Raw genomic sequence first — 20,728 nt, forward strand, 5'->3', positions numbered from 1 at the left:
CTGGAACGAACACCCCAGACCGTTCGTATGGACGAAGACCGCCGACGAGATCCTCGACAAAGTCGCCGCCTACTGCCGACGAATCTCTGACTCAGATCACTAGGAGCGGCCGGGCAGAGTCGGGAGGTAGGTGGGCGCCTTGCGGACCGGGGTGGCTCGCTCGAAGGCGTACGCGTAGCTGAGCAGGTTCGCGTCGCTGTAGCGCGTTCCGAGGAAGGAGACGCCCAGCGGCAGCGTGTCCCGTGCGTAGCCGGCGGGCACGGTGATGTGGGGGTAGCCGGCCACCGCGGAGTTGCGGGTGGAGCTTTCGAAGGGAGTGGGGTCGAGCGCTTCGACGGTGGGAGCGGGGATGTTGGTGGGAGTGACGATGGCATCGAGCCGGTGGTCGGCGAGCACGCCGTCGATGGCTTGCCGGGCCTGACGGGTCGCGGCGCTGCGGTGCCGGCGGTAGGCCGGGGCGTTGACGTCTCCGTCGGTCTTGTCGGCCATCTCGAAGAGTTCCTGACCGAACTTCGGCATCTCGACGGCGGAGTTCCGCTTGTTGAACGCGATGAGTTCGGTGAGGTTCTTGGGGTGGGGGCCAGGGGTGGCGGCCAGGTAGGCGTTGAGGTCGTGCTTGAACTCGGTCAGCACGGCGGGAAGCATGTCCTTGCGCATCATGGCTTGGGAGTCGGCCACGTCCGCGCCCTCGACGACGGTCGCCCCGAGCTCTCGGAGCCGCTGGACAGCCATGTCGAAGGCGCGGTCCACGTCCGGGTCGATGCCGGTGTGTCCCTTGCGCCACACGCCGATGCGCTTGCCGCGCAGGGCGTTCGGGTCGAGCACCTCGCGGTAGTCGGAGGGGAGGGCGGTGTCGGCGTCAGAGGTGGCCGTGTCGGCGGCGTCCGATCCATGGACGGCCCAGAGCGCCAGGGCTGCGTCCGTCGTGTTACGGGCGATCGGGCCGGCGGTGTCGTGACTGCCGGTGATAGGGATCATGCCGCTGCGGCTGACCACGCCGAGGGTGGGCTTGACGCCCACGGTGGAGGTGACGCTCGCGGGGCACACGATGGAGCCGTCGGTCTCGGAGCCGATGGTCACAGCGGCCAGGGCGGCCGCGGCGGCGACCGCGGAGCCACTGGACGATCCGCAGGGGCTCCGGTCGAGTACGTAGGGGTTTCGGGTCTGGCCGCCCGTGGCACTCCATCCGGCCGTCTGCCGGGGAGACCTGAAGTTGGCCCATTCCGACATGTTGGCCTTGCCCAGGACCACCGCACCCGCGTCGCGCAGCTTCTTCACCAGGAAGGCGTCCTGTGTCGGCTTGGAGTGCAACAGGGCCGTGGAGCCGGCGGTGGTGGGCTGGCGGTCCGCGGTGTCGATGTTGTCCTTGATGAGAACGGGGATGCCTTCCAGCGGCCCCCGCACTTCACCGGTGCGGCGTCGCTCGTCGCTCTTGCGCGCGAGGTCCAGTGCGTCCGGGTTCACGGTGACGACGGCATGGAGGCGGGGGTTGAGGCGATGAATCCGGCCCAGGTACGCCTGGGTCAGTTCTTCGGACGTCAGCCGCTTGTCCTTCATCTCCTCCTGGAGTTCGAGGATCGTGGTGCGGTCCAGCCGCTCGTCCAGTCGTCCGTCGCGTTTCCCGTCGTTCTTCGGAGCGTACGGGGCTGCTGCGCCGGTCGAATTGGTGGAAGCGGGCGGTCGCGGTCCGCCGTCCGGTGTGCAGGCCGCCAGAGGAACGATCAGGCAGGCTGCCGATACCGCGATCACCGCGTATCGACCGGTGGTTCGAGTGAGTGAGCGCATCAGTTGCTTCTCCGTAGAGGCGAGGGAAGGAAGGCCCTGTGTCCGTACGAAAGAACCTATGAACGGCGTCCTTTCGGAACGACAGGGATGACTCCCGTTCCGGGAGGGGTGCGGACTACACCTCCCGAAGGGGTGGCCGTTCCCCACGCCAGACAAGCACCGCGAGGACCCGGCGGTGACCGCTCCCCTGTCATGGGCCCGCACTGCACCGGGCGGGTGGAGCCCGCTACACCCCCGGTCAGGGAGAGGGACCGCTGCCGTCCGCTCGTCTCGCGCGGTTACGTTCGGTACCCGTTCTGACCGATCGAGGAACCGGGGCCCACCATGCAACCGATGACGACGCGGGCCACCGCGGTTCACCGTGTCCCTTGAGGAAGTCTCGTGGTCCTACGGCGAGGTGACCGCGCCGGACGGGGGTCGGCCACGGGTTCCACGAGGCCCGCCGGCCGCTGCACCGCCGAAAGTCTCCTCGCACCACGTAGAGGCACCAGGTCCCGCCTCTCTCATGCTCCCCGTCCTCGGCGGGGAACGGGCGGAAAGCCGTTCCTTCCTGAGCCGCGCCGTCACAGGAGCAGGCCGGGCCACCGGCGGGCGCGTCACACCACGACCGCCTCTTACCGACCCACTGATGTCGTTCCCTACCGACAGGAGTTGTTCCATGCATGCACGTGTATCGCCGAGGTTCCGCCCCGCTCTTTCGCGAGGCGGCCGACGGAGGCTCGCCGTGACCGTGCTCACGGGGGCCGTCATGACCACCGGCGCGCTGTTCCCGTCCGCGGCCTCCGCCGCCAAGCCGAACCCCGTCCAGAAGAGCCTGAACACCTTGGTGGTCGGCGACCGGATACCCTCCGCTTCGGCGAGCGTCGTGGACCGCGAGGGCCGGACGCGTCACTACACCGCGGGCTTCGGCGACCTCAGGACCGGCGCGAAGGTACCCAAGGACGGGCAGGTACGGGCGGCCAGCAACACCAAGGCCTTCACAGCCGTGGTCACACTGCAGCTGGTCGCCGAGAAGAAGCTCGACCTGGACGCCCCCGTCGACACCTATCTGCCCGGCCTGCTGCGCGGCGAAGGCATCGACGGACGCCACATCACCATCCGCCAACTCCTCCAGCACACCAGCGGTCTGCCCGAATACCTGGACAAGCGCGCGGTCCTCAAGGATCCGCAGAGGTACTACGAGCCGCGCGAGCTCCTCGACAGCGCCCTCGTACAGAAGGCCCACTTCTCCCCGGGCGCGAAGTGGGAGTACAACAACACGAACTACCTGGTCACGGGCCTGATCATCCAGAAGGTCACCGGCCGCCCGCTGGGCGAGGAGATCAACCGTCGCATCGTCGACCGCATCGGATTGCGCCACACCTACTTCCCCACACCTGGAGACATGACCATCCATGAGCCCCACGCCAAGGGCTACCACCGGGACACAGCCGACTCGCCCTGGCGCGATGTCACCGAACTGGACCCGTCCTGGGGCTGGGCCGCGGGTGCGGTGATCACCACCAACAGCGACCTCAATCGCTTCTACACCGCACTCCTCGGCGGCGAACTCCTGCCCCCGGCCCAGCTCGCCCAGATGCGCACCACCGTCCCCGCAGGCGCCCCGGGTGTCCGTTATGGACTGGGCCTGAGCAGCACGCCGTTGCCGTGCGGCGGCGTCTACTGGGGCCACGGCGGAACCATTCCGGGATACGCCACCTTGGGAGGTGTCACGGAGGACGGCCGTGCCGTCAACATCGCACTGACCGCCATGCCGGCCGACAGCGCCACCGATCAGCACGCCCAGGCCGCCGTCGAAACGGCACTGTGCCGCTGACCCCCTCACCGACCCGACCCGGAAAGCTGCCGCTCCTCCGCCGCGGCCGCAGACCCCTGATGAGGGCGGGTCAGGCCGGTGTGTGGCCCCCTGCCGCCACCGGCGCTTGACGGTGTCGGTCGCCGCTCCCGCTCGCGGGACCGGCGACCGATACCCCGGCGGACCCATGCTCACGAGCGTCACCGGGCCGCCTCCCGGACGCAGGACCAGAGGCGGCTGCTCTCCTCGATTCAGCCGGACCGCCTTGCGAAGAAAGACCTCCGATTCAGCCTCCCCGCTTGTCGGTCGCAGGCCGGCAAGCGGGGACGCATGCTGACCGTTTTTCGAGGCGGCGGAGATTCGGAACCCGCTTCATCCCGTAGGACGTCCGCCTCCGGCCGTTCCGCCTCCCGGGCTTTGGAGCAACCCACGGGTCCACGACCGGACGTCGAATCGCCGTGGACGGCTGGACAGCCGCCACCTGACCCGTGCGATGCCAATCGCTCCCGATCACTGCCACTACAGCCGAGACACCGCCTGAGCGAGCACCCGCCGGACCAAGATCCGGACCAGGCCCCGCCAGAGAGCCGCGCCTACTACCATTTTTCCAGGTCAGGGAGGGTTCAGCTGCTGTACCACCAGCAGACGAAAACCTGCTGTTCCCTCAAAACCGAAAGTCAGGCGGCTTCCCAGAGGCCGGCGTCCAGGATCCGGGCGGCCTTGGTGATGCTGCCCGGCATCAGGTGCCGGTAGGTCCGGTACGTCTCCTCGATGGACTTGTGGCCCATCCATTCCGCCACGTCAGTGATCGGGATGCCGTTCCCGAGAGCGTTCGAGGCGAAGTAGTGCCGGAAGCCGTACATCCCCACCCCTTCCTCCGGTGGGAGATCCGCGAAGAGCTTCCTCACCCGGCGCCGCTCCATACCCTCGGTGAAGTAGCCGCCCGGCCCGCGCAGCAGGTACCCGTCCCTCGTGGTGCCGTGCTTCTCCCCGTACCGCTCGATCGCCTCCCGGACCGACCGTGGCAGCGGCACCTCGCGGAACTCACCCGCCTTTCGGTGCTTGAGCTTCGCCGGCCTCAGCGTGTTCGAGTGGATCTGCTCGCGCACCCGGTACACGTCCTGGGCCACGACATTGTTGACGTTCACCGCCCTCGCCTCGCCGTTGCGCAGGCCGCACCCCGCCATCATGACGATCTCCAGTGCCAGGTCCTCGTCGGCGACCGTTAGCGCCTTCTTCACGTAGGCGAGGGACGGGATGGCGACCTGCTCGCGTACGTATTCCGGTTCTTGTACGCCCTTCACCGGGTCGTCCGCCATAGCCCCCTTGGCATACGCGTCCCGCAGGATGGTCTTCAGGACCCGGAAGATGTTCACCTGATTCCCGCGGCCGACGCCGTCGCCCTCCATCTCGTCCAGGAACCGCTCGACCACCATCGGCGTGACCGAGTTCAGCTTCCGCGCCCCCAGACGCGGGACGATATGTACGTTGATCGAGCTGTCGACATGCTCACCCGTGGAGTAGTCCGTCATCCTGCGCTGCCGCGGCCGCCACTGCTTCGCGTACTCCCCGACCGTCAGCTGACCCAGCTCCCGGCGGGCCGCCGCCACCGACGGCGCCGTGGTCTTCTTCTCCGCGTACAGCTGGGTGAGGCGTTCGATCGCGTCGTCCTGCGTGACGTAGCCGGACTCCTCGCGCTGCTTGCCGAGCGCGTCGCGGAAGCGGATCGAGTACGGGTGGGGGCAGCGGGTGGGCTTCGCGCATTCGCAGTCCTTGAAGAAGGAACCCATGCCGCGGGCGAGCTGTCGGGCCATGTGACGCACCATCCGTTCCAGCCCAAGGATCATGCTCAGGCGCCTGCTGCGGGTCGGTGGTCAGCAAGCGGGGACACCCTGCGGACGCATGCTGACCGTTTGCTGACCTGAGGGGGGCACATGATGCCCCTGACCTGCGGCAACGCCAAATAGTCAGATCTTGGACTTGAACAGAGTACGCAGCACTGTGAACTCCTCTGAGACGGCTCCCTGCCTGCTTTGTGCAGGTCAAGGGCGGGCTCGACTGTACACCGGGACACATCGAACGATGTTTGTGAGGAACATCGCCCTGGCCGGGTGATACGTGCCCTCGCCTGGGCTTTCGCTTCGTCACCGACGTCTGTTCAGGCAGTCCTCCGGGAATGCCCGACGGCTCGTGCTGACCGGAAGACGAGGACGGCCGCCGGGACGGTCGCTGTGCCGCGACGGTGCCGCAGCGGACCTTTCGCGGGAGGCGCGGGCCCTTCAGGACGGCCACGGCCCGCTCGCCGAGGCAGCGGGTCCCGGCCGTGAACCCGTCTGTCGGGAGTTCCGCCGGAGAGTCGGGAGGGCCCGGTGCGAACCACGCCCCACGCCCTACGTCTGCCGAACCCGGGCTCCCGGGCCCGCCCCGGGGACCACGTGGAAGCGGGAGGCGTCCGGGAGGGGGCGGCGGTCGTGGGGTTCCAGCATGTCCCTGCGTTCGAACCATTCGGCCAGGCGGGTGCGGGCCTGTTCGTCGCGCCTGCGGAAGCGGTCGTCCGCGCGGTCGGTCTCCGCGGGGGAGATCTCCCGGAGCAGGACGCGGATCGGCGCCGTGTCGTCCTCCGACAGGTGAAGGGCCAGGACGGAGAAGGCGGTGCCCGGGGGGAACACCACCTCGGGTTCGTCGTCCGTGCCGAGGAAGACGGACGTGCGGCGGCCGGTGGTGGACCAGATCCCGAACTCCACCGCGCCCTCCAGTTCCGCGTCGCACGCCGGGACGGCCGCCACCGCCGCGGGCTCGACGAGGACCGAGCCCTGCGCGTACCGGTCGAGCGGCGCCTCCTCCGCCGGGGCCGCGAGCATCACGGCTCCGTAGTGCCCCGGCAGGCGGCGCAGGCCCGAGTCCAGGCAGCGCAGCAGAGGGGTGAAGGGGACGGGCCCGGCCGCTCTCGCCGCCTCGGCCAGTCCCGCGCGGGACCCCAGGTCGGGGGCGTCGGCCTGGTACAGCGCGATGGCCACCAGGTCCGCCTTGAGGCCGTCCTGCGCGAGGGAGCGCAGTGACGGCAGCCGGGAGGCCAGCAGCTCCGCCTTGCCGGCGAGAATGTGGTACTTCTCGCCCAGCAGTTCGCGGAGGGCCGCACGGTCGTCAGGGCCGCTGAGGCCGCCCGGTGCTGCCGGGAGGGGGGAGGGTCCCGGTGCCGGGGCGGCTGGTGCCGACTCTGCCTCCTGTTCCTGTTCTTGTGCCGGTGCCTGTGCCTGCTCCTGCTCCTGCTCCTGCTCCTGCTCCTGCTCCTGCTGAGGTGGGCTCAAGGAGGTGGATCCCAGCCAGTGCAGGTCCAGTTCCGCCGCCCAGGAGCGTGCTCGGCCCTCGTCGGACGCGGGACCGTGGAACAGCAGGCCGTACGGTTCCGTCGCCCCCAGGTCGGGGAGCTCGGCCAGGACGCCGGGCAGGGCGTGCAGGAGCTCGGGGGGCAACGGGTGTTCGCCGTCGCCCACGATCAGGGCCGGGCGGGCCGGGTCGGGGCACCTCGTGCGCGGTGCCGCGTCCGGCTGCCGGTCCACCGGGCGCAGCCAGAGGCCCGCCGGGACGAGTTCGACGGCCCAGCCCTCCGGGTCCGCGCACGCGTACAGGGCCGGTGCCTGTGCCGCCGGTCCGGACGGCCGCAGCCACGCGGACGGCACCACGCGGTGGTGAGCGGGGGAGGCGGCGAGTTCGAGCAGGAGGGGTTGCCAGGTGGGCGCGCCCCGACCGTCGAGGAACGTGGTGGCGTGGTCGTCGGCCGTTCGTACGGGCAGTCCGATCGCGGCCCGTACCGTACGGTCGAGGTCGTCCGCGAGGGCCACCGCCATGGCGACGAGGTCGGACGGATCGGCCCACGGCGCGGCCAGCAGGAGATGCCGCGCGTCCGCCGCCGCCTCCGGCACCCGGGCCAGGAGTTCGGCGGTGCGCAGCGCGGGGCGGTCAGGCGATCCGACGCCCAGGAGGTAGGTGTCCGGGGGGACGCCGATCAGCGGCTCGACCGCCTCGGGCAGTGCTCCGAGCCAGGTTCCGCCCGGAACCGTACGGGCGCCCTCCTCCTGTTCCTCCGACGTCGCAGGGCCGAATCCGTGCGCGCCGCCCTGGGACACCGCCACCACGGGGACGGGAGGGGCAGGGGGCAGAAGCAGCTCCTCCACGTCTTCCGCGGCCTCCGGTTCCGCGGCCTCCGGTTCCGCGGCCTCCGCCGCCTCCGGCGGCCAGTCCGGGCCCAGTTCGTACGGCTCCTCCCCCGGTTCCGCCAGCCACCAGGTGCCCGGTTCCGCGAGGCGCAGGGTGCCGTCCGGTTCGACGCTGGCCACACCGTCCGGGGCGATCACCGTGAAGTCCGCCGTCGTGGCCACCGCGCGTACGGGGCGGGCGCCGTCGGGGCCAGGGGCGGCGAGGCCCGAGGCGGCGAGGAGGAGGCGGGTCGCACCGCGCTCCCGGGCGAGGAGCACGAGATCGGGCAGGGTGCGGCGGAGGAGCGGGGCCGCGTCCGGGGCGGCGGCCAGCACCAGGAGCGTGCCGGACAGCGGGGGCAGTCCGTCCAGAACAGGGGCCAGGGCGGTGGCGGTCTCCGCGGAGGAGATCACCAGGTGCGGGCCGACGGGGTGGGTGCCCGTCCCGGAGGCGGGGGCGGCGACGGGAGTGGTCATCCGGGGTGTCCGTTCTGCGGGGTCCGGCCGTCGGCGTCGAGCAGCGGCGTCTGGAGCTGCACCGTGCGGCGGCGGGTGATGTGCTGCGCGCGTCCGGCGGGCAGGACCTTCGGCTTCGTGCCGCCGAAGAGATGGCCCTCGGTGGTCGGGCAGGAGAGCAGGACGGCTGGGGTGTTGACGTCCTGGAGCCTGCGCAGGAGCGGGTCGGACAGGCCGCGGCCGGCGCCGTTGGCGGAGCGGGCGACGATGACGTGGAGGCCGATCTCCGCGCCCTGGGCGAGGTTGTCGAGGACGGCGGCGAAGGGATGGGAGGCCATGGAGCCGTTGACGAGGTCGTAGTCGTCGACGAGGACGAAGAGCTCGGGTCCGCTCCACCAGTCGCGCCGCCGCAGCCGGTCGGGGGTGATGTCGGCGGCCGGGATGCGGTTGGCGATGGCCTTGCCCGCCCCGGTGATCATCTGGCGCAGGGGATCGACGGAGACGGCGTAGCCGAGCCGGTACTCCTCGGGCACGGTCTCGTACATCTCGCGGCGGAAGTCGACCAGCATCAGGCGGCCCTGGTCGGGGGTGTAGGCGCGCATGATCTGGGTGGCGATGTGCTTGAGCAGGTTGGTCTTGCCGGTCTCGCTGTCGCCGACGACGATCAGGTGCGGGTCGCGGGAGAAGTCGTGCCACAGCGGCTGGACCTCGGTGTCCTCCAGGCCGAGCGGGATCCGCAGGGAGCCGTGGGGTTCGGGGAGGTCGGCGGCGTCGAGGACGAGCGGGAGCATCCGGACCTCGGGGGCGCGGGGGCCGGTCCAGTGGTCGGCGACGACGTCGACCAGGTCGGCGACGCCCTCGCCGAGGTCGTGGGCGGTGCCGATGCCGTCCATCCGGGGCAGCGCGCAGAGGAAGTGCATCTGGTCGGCGGTGAGGCCGCGGCCGGGGATCTTGGGAACCTTGCCCGCCGCCCGCATGTGGACGACGGAGTCGACGGGGTCGCCCAGGCGCAGCTCGAAACGGGTCTGGAGCTGGTCGCGGAGGGCGCCGGTGACCTCGCCCCAGCGGGTGGTGCCGATGAGGAGGTGGACGCCGTAGTTGAGGCCGCGCTGCGAGATGAGGGTGAGGGGTTGGACCAGGTCCATGAACTCCTGGCGCAGGGTGTTCCAGCCGTCGACGACCAGGAACACGTCGCCGTGCGGGTCGTCGGGGAGTTCACCGGCGGCCTTCCTGCGGCGGAAGGCGGCGACGGAGTCGATGCCGAGCTCGGCGAAGTACTTCTCGCGGCGGGTGATGACCGCGTTGATCTCGGCGATGGTGCGCAGGACCCGGTCGGGGTCGTGCCGGCCGGTGACCCCGCCGACGTGCGGCAGACCGCGCAGGCTCGACAGGGCGCCGCCACCGAAGTCCAGGCAGTAGAACTGCACTTCGGCGGGGGTGTGGGTGAGGGCGAGCGAGGTCATCAAGGTGCGGATGAGGGTGGACTTGCCGGACTGCGGGGCGCCCGCGATGCCGATGTGGCCGTCGGCGCCGCCCAGGTCGGCCACGAGCAGGTCGCGGACCTGCTGGAAGGGTCTGTCGACGACACCGACGGGGACCTTGAGGCTGCCGCGGACCTCGCCCTCGGCCGTGAAGCCGTGCTCGGGGTCGGGACCGATCGGCGGCAGCAGTTCGTCCAGGGTGGGCGGCACGTCGAGCGGTGGCAGCCACACCTGGTAGGCGGGAGGGCCGGCGTCGACGAGGCGCTCGGCGGCGATGTCGAGGAGGCTGCCGGTCTCTTCGGCGGCCGTCTCCTCCCGCGGATCGGGGGCGACGGGCAGCACGTGCGGGGCGACGTACTCGGTGCCGAGGGCGACGACCTGGCTCTCGATGACCGAACGGTGGGCGTCCGGACGCCGCTTGGGCCGGTAGCCGCCGGAGACGTAGGCGGCCTTGAAGCGGCTGAGGGTGGAGATGTCGCTGCGCAGGTAGCCGTTTCCGGGCTGGGAGGGCAGCTGGTAGGCGTCGGGGACGCCCAGGACGCCGCGGGACTCCATGGCGGAGAAGGTGCGCAGGCCGATCCGGTACGACAGGTGGGACTCCAACTGGTGCACGCGGCCCTCGTCGAGGCGCTGGGAGGCGAGCAGCAGGTGGACGCCGAGGGAGCGGCCGAGGCGGCCGATCATGACGAAGAGGTCCATGAAGTCGCGGTGCGCGGCGAGCAGTTCGGAGAACTCGTCGACGACGACGAAGAGGGTGGGCAGCGGGTCGAGCGGGGTGCCGGCGGCGCGGGCGGTCTCGTACTCCAGGAGGGAGGCGTAGTTCCCGGCGGCACGCAGCAGCTCCTGGCGGCGGATCATCTCGCCGTGCAGGGCGTCGCGCATGCGGTCGACGAGGTCGGCCTCGTCGGCGAGGTTGGTGATGACGGCCGAGGTGTGGGGCAGCCCGTCCAGGCCGAGGAAGGTGGCGCCGCCCTTGAAGTCGACGAGGACGAAGTTGAGGATCTCCGAGGAGTGGGTGAGGGCCAGGGCGAGGACGAGGGTGCGCAGCAGTTCGGACTTGCCGGAGCCGGTGGCGCCGATGAGCATGCCGTGCGGGCCCATGCCGCCCTGGGCGGACTCCTTGATGTCGAGGTCGATGGGGGTGCCGTCGGGGCCGAGGCCGAGCGGGACGCGGAGCTTGTTGGACTGGTTGCGCCGCGCCCACTGCTCCTTGACGTCGAACCGGTGCAGGTCGGGGATGCCGAGGAGCCCGGCCAGGTCGAAGTCGGTCTCCAGGGGTTCGCCCGCGTCGAAGCTGTCGCCGAGGCGGTACGGGGCCATGGCGGCGGCCAGCCGGACGGCGGCGGCGGGGGTCAGGGCGTCGGGGACGCCGAGCGGGGTGACCTGGTCCTTGCGGTTGCGGTCGGCACCGACCATCTCCAGGGCGCCGGGGGTGTCGGGCGCGCCGGTGATCCGCAGCCGGAGGGTGAGGCGACCGTGTTTCCACTCCAGGGTGGAGCCGACGTCGACGACGGTGGCGTTGCGGTAGCCGCCGAGCGCGGCCCGGTGGGGGGCGGTGAGGACGGCGCCGTCGAGGACGACGACGGTGTAGGGCTCGTCGCGGCTGGGGGTGGCGTCGGGCTCGTACGGTGGCCGGGCGCCGAACTCCTCGCCGAGGAGCTGCTCCAGTTCGCCGATGCTGCCGGCGACGAGCCGCAGCGGCCCCGCGCCGTCCGTCTCGTGGGGGTGCAGGGCGTGCGGGAGCCACTTGGTCCACTCCCAGTGGGCGCGCCGGTCCGGGGCGACGACGGCGACGCGCAGTTCGTCGGGGGCGTGGAAGGTGGCCAGCTGGGCGAGGATCGCGCGGACCAGGGCGCGGGCCCGGTCGTCCTCCGGTTCCCCGCCCGTCCCGGGCTCGGCGGCGCCGGTTTCGGGGCCGGGGTCCCCGGCGCGGACCAGGACGTGGGCGAAGCCGCGCAGGTGGATGGCGACGGGCTGGTCGGCGAGGGAGCCGTACGCGTGGATGAAGCGGCGCAGCGCGTGGGCGCTGAGCGGTTCGAGGTCCTCGACCGGCTTGGTGGCGAGGGGGGCGAGGCGGACGGCGAGCCTCTGGGAGCCCAGCGCGATCCGCACGTCGCTGAAGTCGGGGTGGGAGGAGCGGCGCTCCCACAGGCGCGAGGTCCGCACCAGGAAGGCCAGTTCGGCCGGGTCGGGGTGACGCCAGGCGAGGGCCTCCTGCTGGCGGAGGACCTCCTTGCGCACCTGCCGCCGCATCTGTGCGAGGTAGCGCAGGTAGTCGCGGCGTTCGCCGGTGAGTTCCTGCTTGCGGTCGGCGTTGCCGCGCATGATCTGGGTGACGATCATGCCGATGGCGGACACGGCCATGGTGCCCATGGCGATGTACGTCATCATGCCCCCGTTGGGGCGCAGGAAGATGAAGACCATGGAGAGCGAGGACAGCGCCATCGGCACCATCGTGATGATGCTGCCCACGCCGCTCTGCTTCTCGGGCAGGCCGGGCGGCTCCTGGAGCTGGATCTCTCCGTCGGGCATCTCGGGGCCCGGCCGCCGGGGCGGGCGGTTGACTTGCACCACGCTCAACGAACAACGCTCCTCACGCCTGGCGCACGCCGGGCGGCCGACTTCGTGCGGTTTCCTCGTCAGTCGGGAACGGACGGGGGGTGCGGGGCGGTTCAACCCGGCCGTACGGCGCCGCCGGGTGAACGTCGGATGAACCCCGACGGCGAGGAGACCCGTTGACCACTGCGACGGGGAGGGAGCGGAGGATCAGGGAAGAGCGTGCGCGCGTACGGATGGACGCCGGGCCGGCCGGAGCGCCGGTCCGGCCGGTCGCCCGGGTGGGCGAGGCGGTGCGCGTACGCCCGCCGGGGCGGCGTCGGGAGGAGAGCGGTGCGCGGGGACGATGAAGGCGTGGGGACCGGGGCCGAGGAGGGCGACGGGGACGGGCTCGCGACCGGGATCGGCGGGGCGTACGAGGTGGGGGCGCTCCCCCGCGCGTGGCTGCCGGACGTCGGCCCGGAGGACGAGGATCCGCTCGGCGGGACCGTGACCGGTCTCGACGTGCCGGAGGCCACCGCGGCCGAGGTGACGGGCGCGCTCGTCCGGCTGCTCGGGTCCGCGGTCCCGGTCGGGTCGCCGGATCCGGAGGCCCTGCTGATCGCGCGCGTGTTCGTGGTCGACGAGCATCCGTCGGCGGGCCGCTGGAGCGAGGGCGAGCGGCGGTCGGTGGCGGGGCTGGCCGCGGCCCTGGTGGCCCGGCGCGGCGAGGAGGGCGTCGAGGCGCTCGTGCGGGAGCTGCGGCGCAGCGCGCGCGGGGACGGCTGAGCCCCGCCGTCCCCCTCGCCCGGGAGGAGCTGAACCCGGCGACGCGGTGTCTCCGTTCCTCTGTCCGCCGAGGGTTTTCCGGCCTCGGCTGGACAGCGGGAAGGACAGACGGGCAGTGAGCGGTAGCGCGGTGGCGGGGCTGTGCCGGTTGAGGTTCCACGGGCCGCGGAAGGTGGTCGAGCTCTCTGTGCCGGCCGACGTCCCCCTGGCGGACCTGTTGCCGACCATCATCGGCTACTCCGGGGACGACCTGGATGAGAAGGCCGTCGAGGCGGGCGGCTGGGTGCTCCAGCGGCTCGGCGAGGAACCGCTGGACGAGGAGCGGACCGCGGAGGCCCTGGGGCTGCGCGACGGCGAGCGGCTCTACCTGCGGATGCGCCGCGAGGCGCTGCCGGAGGCGCACTTCGACGACATCGTGGACGGTGTCGCGGCCGGCCTCGAACAGCGCGGCGACGGCTGGACCCCCGCCCTCACCCACCATCTGGCGCTCGGTGTCGCGCTGCTGGCTCTGGCGGGTGGTTTCGTGCTCCTGGCGCTCTCCGGCGACCTCGGCCCGCTGCGGGTGGTCGCGGGGGCGGGCACCGGATTCCTGCTGCTGATCGGGGCGGGCAGCGCCGCGGACGGGGTGGCCGGCGCGGGGGCGGGCGCGGAGCCCGGCGCGGCGGGCGAGCCCTACCTGGCGCTGGCCGGGGCACTGCTGCCGGCGGGAGAGAGCGACCTGGCGGCCGCCCGGCTGCTCGCGGGCGGTTCGGCGGGGGCGGGCGCCTCGGTGCTGGCGCTGGCGTCCGTGGCCTGCTCCGCGCCCCTGTTCCTGGGGCTGCTCGTCGTCTCGGTCGCCGCGTCCGCGGCGGGGGCGCTCGTGCTGGCGGGGCTGTCGTCGTCGGAGACGGCCGGGGCACTGGCGGTGCTCGTGGTGGCGTTCGGGGCGTTCCTGCCCGGTTTCGCCTTCCGGCTCTCCGGGCTGAGGCTGCCCGCGCTGCCGCGCCGGGCGGAGGAGCTCCAGGAGGACATCGAGCCGTATCCGGCGCGGGAGGTCATGGACCGCAGCGCCGTGGCCGACGGCTACCTGACCGCCTTCCACGTGGTGACCGGCGCCCTGTGCGCGGCCTGTCTCACGCTGATGTCGGGCGCGCCCGGCTGGGCGCCGGTGACGCTGGCGGCCGTCCTGTCGCTGCTGCTGGTCCTGCACGTGCGCGAGGTCGGTTCCCGGTGGCAGCGGCTGGCCCTGATCCTGCCGGGCGTGTACGGGCTGGCGCTGCTCGCGACCGGGTGGGCGCTCTCCCTCGGCCCGACGGGCCGGCTGGGCCTGCTGACGGGCCTGACGGTCACCGCCGCGGCGCTCGCGATCTTCTCGTGGACGGTGCCGGGGCGGCGGCTGCTGCCGTACTGGGGGCGGGCCGCCGACCTGCTGCACAGCGCGCTGGCGCTGAGCCTGATCCCGCTGGCGCTGACCGAGGCCGGGGTCTTCACGTGGGTGCGCGGGCTCACCGGCTGAGCCACCCGCCCCGAGACCCTTCCGATACCCGACACCCCTTTCCCCCTCAGGAGTTCACATGCAGTCCAGGCGCGACCAGGTGCAGGCCCACCTGTTCGTGATGAGCAGGCTCGGGGCCGGCATGCTGCGGGGCGAGCCCGACGCGCTGGACCTTCCGCCCCGGCGGACCACCCGCGGGGTGCGGACGGGACTGTTCATCGCCGTGGTCATCGCCCTGGTGATGGGCCTGTACGGGGCGATCAAGCCGGGCGGCGCGACGGGCTGGGCGAAGCCGGGCACCCTGGTGGTGGTCAAGGAGACGGGCGCCCGGTACCTGTTCGTCGGCGGTGAGCTGCGACCGGTCCTCAACCAGGCCAGTGCCCGGCTGGTGGCCGGGGACCGGATGACCGTGACGCAGGTCGGCCTGAACTCGCTGGGCGCGGTGCCGCGCGGCGGCCCGCTGGGGATCACGGGCGCGCCGGACTCGCTGCCGCCCGCTTCCGCGCTGGCCCGGGGCGACTGGCTGGTGTGCGGGCTGACGGCGGCCACCGCGTCGGGGCGGCCCGGCCCGGTGGTGTCGGTGGCCGTCGGCGCGGCGGGCACGGGCCGTGCTCTCGGTCCTGGGCAGGCCGTGCTGGTGACCGCCTCGGACGGGACAGGGCACGTGTTGTGGCAGGGACGGCGGCTGCGGCTCGGCGCGGGTGCGGGGGCGGCCCTCGGCTACGGCACGGCCACGCCGTTCCCGGTGGCGGCGGCCTACCTCAACTCCCTTCCGGCGGGACCCGATCTGGTCCTGCCGGAGATCGCGGGGAGGGGCGCGCCCGGCCCCGCCCTGGCCGGGCGGGAGACCCGGATCGGCCAGCTCTTCACGGGCCCGGGCGGTGAGCCGTACGTGCTGACGCGGAAGGGGCTGGCGCCGCTCGACCGGACCCGCTTCGAGCTGCTGCGCGGCGATCCGCGCACGCAGCGGCAGGCGTACGCGGGCGCTCCGGCGATCGCCGTCGCGGTGGGCGCCGCCGATCTGGCCGCCCATCCGGCGCCGGCCGGGACGCTGCCGGACGGCGGCCTCCCGGAGGCGCCGCCGGAGCTGGTGGAGCCGGGGGCCGGGCAGGGCGTGTGCACGGCGGTACGGCCCTCGGCCGAGGGCGGGGCGTCCACCCTGGTGGCGGTGGCCGACGCGGCGGTGGTCGCGGGCCGCCCGGTGTCGCCCCGGCCGGGCGTGACGGCGGCGTGCGGCGCGGCGGACCTGGTCTCCGTACGGCCCGGCGGCGGCGCGCTGGTACGGGCCCTGTCCGGGGCGGGCGCGGCCGGGACGACGTATCTGGTCGCGGACGACGGCGTGAAGTACCCGCTGCCGACGGCGGCTTCCGCGAAGGCCCTCGGCTACGCGGGCACGGTGGGCGTGGGCGTGCCGGCGACACTGCTGTCCCTGCTGCCGTCGGGCCCGTCCCTGGACCCGTCGGCGCTGACGACGGCGGGCGTCGTCGACGTGACGGCGGGCGTGCCGGCACCGGTCTGCCCCGGGGAGGAGCTGACGGCCGTGAAGGGCGCGCGGGCGGCGAAGGGGACGGCCACCGAGGCGGAACGGTCGGTGAACCCGGTCCCCTGAGGCGCCCGTTCTCCCTGACGGGAATCACCCAGCCCGCCCGACAAAGGAGTTCAGGTGACCGACGCGCCCAACGCCAACCTCAAGGTCTCGTCAGCGGTACTCACCCAGACGCTCACCGAGCTGGAGGAGCACCTCCAGACGATGGAGCGGTCCTACACCCGGTCCGAGGACATCGCGGGTCAGGTCGGGGACAGCATGAAGTCTGCCGCCGGCACCAAGTTCATCGCGAAGATCGAGAACTGGCAGCGCGGCTACCGCACGGTGATGGCCGAGTACAGGGACCTCGTGGAGGCCGTCGGCATGACCAGCAAGGTCATGTCGGACACGGCCGGCGAGGCCGAGTCCAACATGGACATGTGGGACGGCGACGTCTACGACATCCTCAGCAAGTGACCGGGGCGGAGCGTCCCCTCCGCCTCCCGCTCCCCCTCCCCTCCTCTTCTCCCCTCTGTCGTAAGGAACGCGCATGGACCCCATGGACATGGACATCAAGCACGGCGCCCTCCAGGACGCCAACGACCAGATGAAGCAGGTGGCGGCCGCCATGAGCGCGGCCGTGCAGACCATCGTGGGGCGCCTCAGCGCCATCCAGTCGGAGTTCACCGGTGAGGCGGCCAAGGAGTTCGAGGAGTTCAAGCAGGTCGTGCACAACCTGGACTCCACGCTGTCGCACCAGTTCGACAAGGGCGCGGACCTGCTGGCGGACGCCCACGGCATCATCCGCAACGGTGACCGCAAGAGCGCCTACCTGTTCCAGCGCTGAGCCGGCCCCGCCAGGAACCCGGCCCTCCCCTCGCGGGCGCGCCGGGTTCCGCCGTACCCGTTCCGGGCTGAACCCCGCCGGGCGGGGGCCGCGTTCTTCCTGCCGGACGCCCCGGACGACGCACCACCCCGACTTCGGCAGGAGAGCACTCATGACGACCCCGAGCGACGAGACCGTCACGTCGATCACGGACGACGTACTGCGCGACTACGCGTGGAAGTTCAGCACGCTGCTCCAGGACTTCCAGGACCCGTCCGTCATGGCCCTGCTCTCCTGGGAGAAGGGGACCGGCAACAGCAAGATCCTGCCGGGGAACCCCAAGCAGATGGTGAGCGCCGAGGCCGTGCAGCTGGGGTTCGCCTCGCTGGCCAAGGACCTCAACAGCGCGCTGGAGACGTTCCGCAAGATCGCCAAGTCGGCCAACCTCGACCTCATGTTCGTCAAGGAGACCTTCCAGAACGCCAGCGACGACTCCGTGGACGTCACCGAGATGTGGGAGATCCTCAACAACATCCAGCGGGACGCCGGCGGCGGCGGCGGTACCGGCGGCGGTTCCTCGACCGGCAACTAGCGGAAGCCGAACCCCCGGAAGGAACTCCCCCACCCCATGGCAGCTTTCACCTGGGAACAGGCCATCAAGGTCCTCCTCCCCGACACCAACACCCTGACCAACCGCGAAGCGGTGACGGCCGAGAAGTGGAGGCGTCAGGACACCCCCGACGTCAAGATCGTCAACGGCGACGGGAAGAAGGCGTCCGAGGGCTACGACGTCTCCTTCGTCATCCCCCTCACCCCGCTCGGCGCCGAGGACGGGCAGTACTCGTGCGTGGTCGGGTTCCAGCTCGACTGGCCGAACGTCCTGGACAACACCCAGTCCAAGTTCAACCTCTTCTACAGTGACGCGCTCAAGCCCCTGGAAGAGCTGCTGTTCGCCTCCACGCACAACACGGGGGCGGTGAGCTACGCCTCCTTCGACGCCGCGATCGAGCTGGTGCACGGCGTGCACGCCTGGCTGGCGAAGTGGGTTCCCGTCCTGAAGCGGTGGGAGGAGAGCGTCGACGCCGACGAGAGCGAGTGGAAGGGCAGTGCGGCCGGGGCCTTCAGGAAGTTCCTCGACGTCATCTCCACGGAGATGAGCAAGGTCCAGCTCGACCTGGCCCAGCCGCAGCCCGTGAAGGGTGCCACCGGGTACCCCGACACGATCGACTACTCCAAGGGCAGCGGTTACGAGACGCTCATCTCCAACGCCCAGATCGAGCTGAACAGGGCACTCGGCGCGCTGTGGGCCGCGCTGGTGAACTGGTGGAGACTACCGGGCGCCAAGGAGCTGACCTTCGAGGCCAGTCCGGTCTGGCGCATGCGGACGGCGCTCAACACGCACATGGCCAACGCCAAGTGCACGTTCACATGGCGGACCATCACCAGCAGCGACGGAAGCAACGGCGCCCCCGTCTACTCCCCCGAGAACCCCAAGGTCGTGGACGGCTCGGGGATGGACGTCAGCCAGAGCGGCTGGCTGGAGAAGATCGAACTGGCCGCCAAGAAGTCGTGGCTGGACCACCTGGCTCCGCTCGACAAGGCGGCGGAGACCTCCATGGGCAAGGTGGACACCTCGTACCTCACACTCGCCGGCGCCCTGCGCGAGGGCATCTACCAGCCCCGTCTCCAGATGCCCACCGGCGGCGGCGCGGGCGGCCCCGAGATGCCGCCGGGCGGAGGGTCGGGCGCGGGCGGCGGTGCCGGCGGACCGGGTACCGGGGGCGCGGGCGGAGGAGCCGGAGGCGGCATCGGAGGAGCCGGCGGCGGCATCGGAGGCATCGGCGGAGCCGGCGGCGGCAAGGGCGGCATCGGCGGCGGCAATCCGCTCGACAAGGGCGGTGACGGGACGGGCGGCACGAAGACGCCCTCCCGCCCCGACACGCTGCCCGGGAACGGGACCGGCGGGCTGCCCGGGACCCCGCCGCCGACCAGGCCGGGGACCGGTTCGGCCGGCGGGGGCGCGCCGCTGCTCGACAAGAACGGCAAACCCGTCATGGGCGCGGACGGCAAGCCCGTCGTCCTGCCGCCGGGCTCCCGCATCGGCAAGGACGGCAAGGTCTACGACGCGAACGGCAAGCCCGTCATGGGTTCGAACGGCAAGCAGATCGTCGCCCCGCCCGGCGCCAAGGTGGGGCAGTCGCAGCCCGCCCCCGAGGAGACGCCGGGCCGCGTGCCGGGGTCCGGCTACGACCAGATCCGGCTGCCCGAGGGGGCGAAGGTCCTCCCGGACGGCTCCGTCGTCGACGCCAAGGGAAAGCCGCTCCTCGACTCCAACGGCAATCCCTACGCGCTGCCCAAGGGCGCCACGCTCAAGGACGGCGTCGTCGTGGGCGCGGACGGCAAGCCCCTCAGCCGGACGTACCAGCTCCTCACCAACGCGGAGCACGCCATCAACTCCCGGCCCGTGCCGCACCCCACGACCGGCAGCGGGTCGGGCGGCGGCACGGGCGGCGGCCACAACAAGCTGCTGGACCAGCTCAGTGGCGGAAGCGGCGGCGCGGGCGGCGCACCGAAGCGCATCCCCGGCCTGGCGACCGGCGGCTCCACCGCGTTCCTGGACCCGGCGGGCCGCCCCACCGGTGCCGACGCCCGCGCCGGCGGCACCGCCTCCGCCGCCGGCACCGGCACCGGCACCGGCACCGGCACGGGTGCGGGCCCCGGAAGCGGTACGGGGGCCGGTGCGGGCGGCGGCGCGGGCGGACCTCAGACCGCGCAGTCCCCGATGATGCCGCCGATGAACCCCGGCGCGGCCGGTGGCGGCCAGCCCAACCAGGGCAAGGACCGGCAGCGCACCACCTGGCTCACCGAGGACGAGGACACCTGGGGCACCGACACCGGCTCCGTCAGCGGGGTCATCGGTCGCTGACCCCGCCCGCCCACGCCGAACGACCCCTCTTCCCCCATGAAAGGCGGCCCCATGGCCATGGACTTCGAGAGCATCCTCAAGGACGCGATGTCCGCCCTGCACGAGCAGCGGGACAAGATGCTGGAGGCCAAGCGCGAACTGGACGCGGCGACCACGTCCGTCACCTCCAGGGACCGCATGGTGTCCGTGACGGTCGGCCCCCAGGGCCAGGTGATCTCGATGACCTTCCACACCAAGGCGTACCAGTCGATGGCGCCGGCCGAACTGGCCGCCGCCCTCGTCACCGTCCTCAACGAGGCGCGGGCCAGGATGGGCAGCGAGGTCATCGAGCGCATCAAGGGCTTCCAGGACTTCAGCGGCCATCTGCGCAGCGTGACGGGGCTCGCCGGGACACCGGTCGAGATGGACGAACTCCTCAAGCCGCTGCGGGCGATGGCCCCCGCCTTCGGTCAGGAGGAGTCCCTGGAGGAACTGAGGGCGTCCCGGCAGGAGGAGTTCGCCGCCGAGGAGCAGGCCGCCCGCGCGTCCTCCGAACAGCAGGCGAAACAGGACGAGTTCGAGGCCGAGGCCGAAAGCCGCATCCCCACCGGGAAGCAGGAGGAGTTCCATGGCTGACGACCTGAAGGTCCTGAGCGACCTCAAGAACAAGTTCTCCCACTACGAGGACTACCAGCGCTGTCTCAGTGACCTGAGCCGGACGATCGTGGAGATCAACAGGATCAACAAGGAGTCGGCGGGCCAGGACGAGATCGGCAAGACGTACCACAAGCAGGTCGACCGGCCCACCGAGAACCTGACCGAGACCCTCTCGTACGTCACCAAGCGACTGGGCATGGTGACGGAGGCGGGCAAGGAGACGTCCGACACCATGGCCAAGTCGGACGAGGAGGCCGGGTCCCACGTGGACGGTTTCTGACCGGGCTCCGCACGCGGCGCGCCC

The 20,728-nt window shown here is 71.9% G+C and carries 14 protein-coding genes; 10 read left to right on the forward strand and 4 right to left on the reverse strand.

Going from position 1 to position 20,728, the window contains the following annotated elements; translation table 11 throughout:
• Positions 1 to 99: 99 nt before the first annotated feature.
• The gene (locus tag IE321_RS06905; protein WP_190222138.1) at positions 100 to 1,785 is read right to left on the reverse strand and encodes an amidase; all 1,686 of its coding nucleotides are present in this window, start codon (positions 1,783 to 1,785) and stop codon (positions 100 to 102) included.
• A 748-nt stretch (positions 1,786 to 2,533) separates the two neighbouring features.
• On the opposite strand from IE321_RS06905, the gene IE321_RS06910 reads away from it, so the two are divergent.
• Positions 2,534 to 3,601 (forward strand): serine hydrolase domain-containing protein, encoded by a 1,068-nt coding sequence (locus tag IE321_RS06910; protein WP_226652803.1) that lies wholly within the window; start codon positions 2,534 to 2,536, stop codon positions 3,599 to 3,601.
• 656 nt (positions 3,602 to 4,257) lie between these two features.
• On the opposite strand, the gene IE321_RS06915 is transcribed toward IE321_RS06910, so the two are convergent.
• The 3 genes from IE321_RS06915 to eccCa form a co-directional block, all read right to left on the reverse strand.
• Positions 4,258 to 5,370, reverse strand: a complete 1,113-nt coding sequence (locus IE321_RS06915) for a tyrosine-type recombinase/integrase (protein ID WP_491590486.1) — start codon at positions 5,368 to 5,370, stop codon at positions 4,258 to 4,260.
• 600 nt (positions 5,371 to 5,970) lie between these two features.
• Positions 5,971 to 8,253, reverse strand: a complete 2,283-nt coding sequence (locus IE321_RS06920; protein WP_190222141.1) for a hypothetical protein — start codon at positions 8,251 to 8,253, stop codon at positions 5,971 to 5,973.
• The gene (eccCa, locus tag IE321_RS06925; protein WP_372470295.1) at positions 8,250 to 12,293 is read right to left on the reverse strand and encodes a type VII secretion protein EccCa; all 4,044 of its coding nucleotides are present in this window, start codon (positions 12,291 to 12,293) and stop codon (positions 8,250 to 8,252) included. The genes IE321_RS06920 and eccCa overlap by 4 nt, the downstream gene beginning before the upstream one ends.
• A gap of 330 nt (positions 12,294 to 12,623) precedes the next feature.
• Here eccCa and IE321_RS06930 point away from each other — a divergent pair, with 330 nt between their 5' ends.
• From IE321_RS06930 to IE321_RS06970, 9 genes are all read left to right on the forward strand, one after another.
• Positions 12,624 to 13,037: a hypothetical protein gene (locus tag IE321_RS06930; protein ID WP_043225481.1), complete on the forward strand. Its 414-nt coding sequence runs from the start codon at positions 12,624 to 12,626 to the stop codon at positions 13,035 to 13,037.
• A gap of 130 nt (positions 13,038 to 13,167) precedes the next feature.
• Positions 13,168 to 14,532, forward strand: a complete 1,365-nt coding sequence (gene eccD, locus IE321_RS06935) for a type VII secretion integral membrane protein EccD (RefSeq protein ID WP_308439702.1) — start codon at positions 13,168 to 13,170, stop codon at positions 14,530 to 14,532.
• A 58-nt stretch (positions 14,533 to 14,590) separates the two neighbouring features.
• On the forward strand, positions 14,591 to 16,120 hold the full coding sequence (gene eccB / locus IE321_RS06940) for a type VII secretion protein EccB (RefSeq protein WP_190222143.1): 1,530 nt from the start codon (positions 14,591 to 14,593) through the stop codon (positions 16,118 to 16,120).
• Positions 16,121 to 16,174: 54 nt separating this feature from the next.
• Positions 16,175 to 16,513, forward strand: a complete 339-nt coding sequence (locus tag IE321_RS06945; RefSeq protein ID WP_190222144.1) for a hypothetical protein — start codon at positions 16,175 to 16,177, stop codon at positions 16,511 to 16,513.
• 73 nt (positions 16,514 to 16,586) lie between these two features.
• Complete coding sequence (locus IE321_RS06950; protein WP_043225484.1) at positions 16,587 to 16,883, forward strand: hypothetical protein; 297 nt, start codon at positions 16,587 to 16,589, stop codon at positions 16,881 to 16,883.
• 151 nt (positions 16,884 to 17,034) lie between these two features.
• Positions 17,035 to 17,454, forward strand: a complete 420-nt coding sequence (locus IE321_RS06955; protein WP_043225486.1) for a hypothetical protein — start codon at positions 17,035 to 17,037, stop codon at positions 17,452 to 17,454.
• Positions 17,455 to 17,490: 36 nt separating this feature from the next.
• Positions 17,491 to 19,788, forward strand: coding sequence for a hypothetical protein (locus IE321_RS06960; protein WP_190222204.1), 2,298 nt, complete (start codon positions 17,491 to 17,493; stop codon positions 19,786 to 19,788).
• A gap of 51 nt (positions 19,789 to 19,839) precedes the next feature.
• The gene (locus IE321_RS06965; protein ID WP_051842245.1) at positions 19,840 to 20,403 is read left to right on the forward strand and encodes a YbaB/EbfC family nucleoid-associated protein; all 564 of its coding nucleotides are present in this window, start codon (positions 19,840 to 19,842) and stop codon (positions 20,401 to 20,403) included.
• Entirely contained in the window at positions 20,396 to 20,704 is a 309-nt protein-coding gene (locus tag IE321_RS06970) for a hypothetical protein (protein WP_043225488.1), read from the forward strand. The genes IE321_RS06965 and IE321_RS06970 overlap by 8 nt, the downstream gene beginning before the upstream one ends.
• The last annotated feature ends 24 nt before the right edge of the window (positions 20,705 to 20,728 follow it).

The organism is Streptomyces hydrogenans (assembly GCF_014656075.1).
GTDB lineage: Bacteria > Actinomycetota > Actinomycetes > Streptomycetales > Streptomycetaceae > Streptomyces > Streptomyces hydrogenans.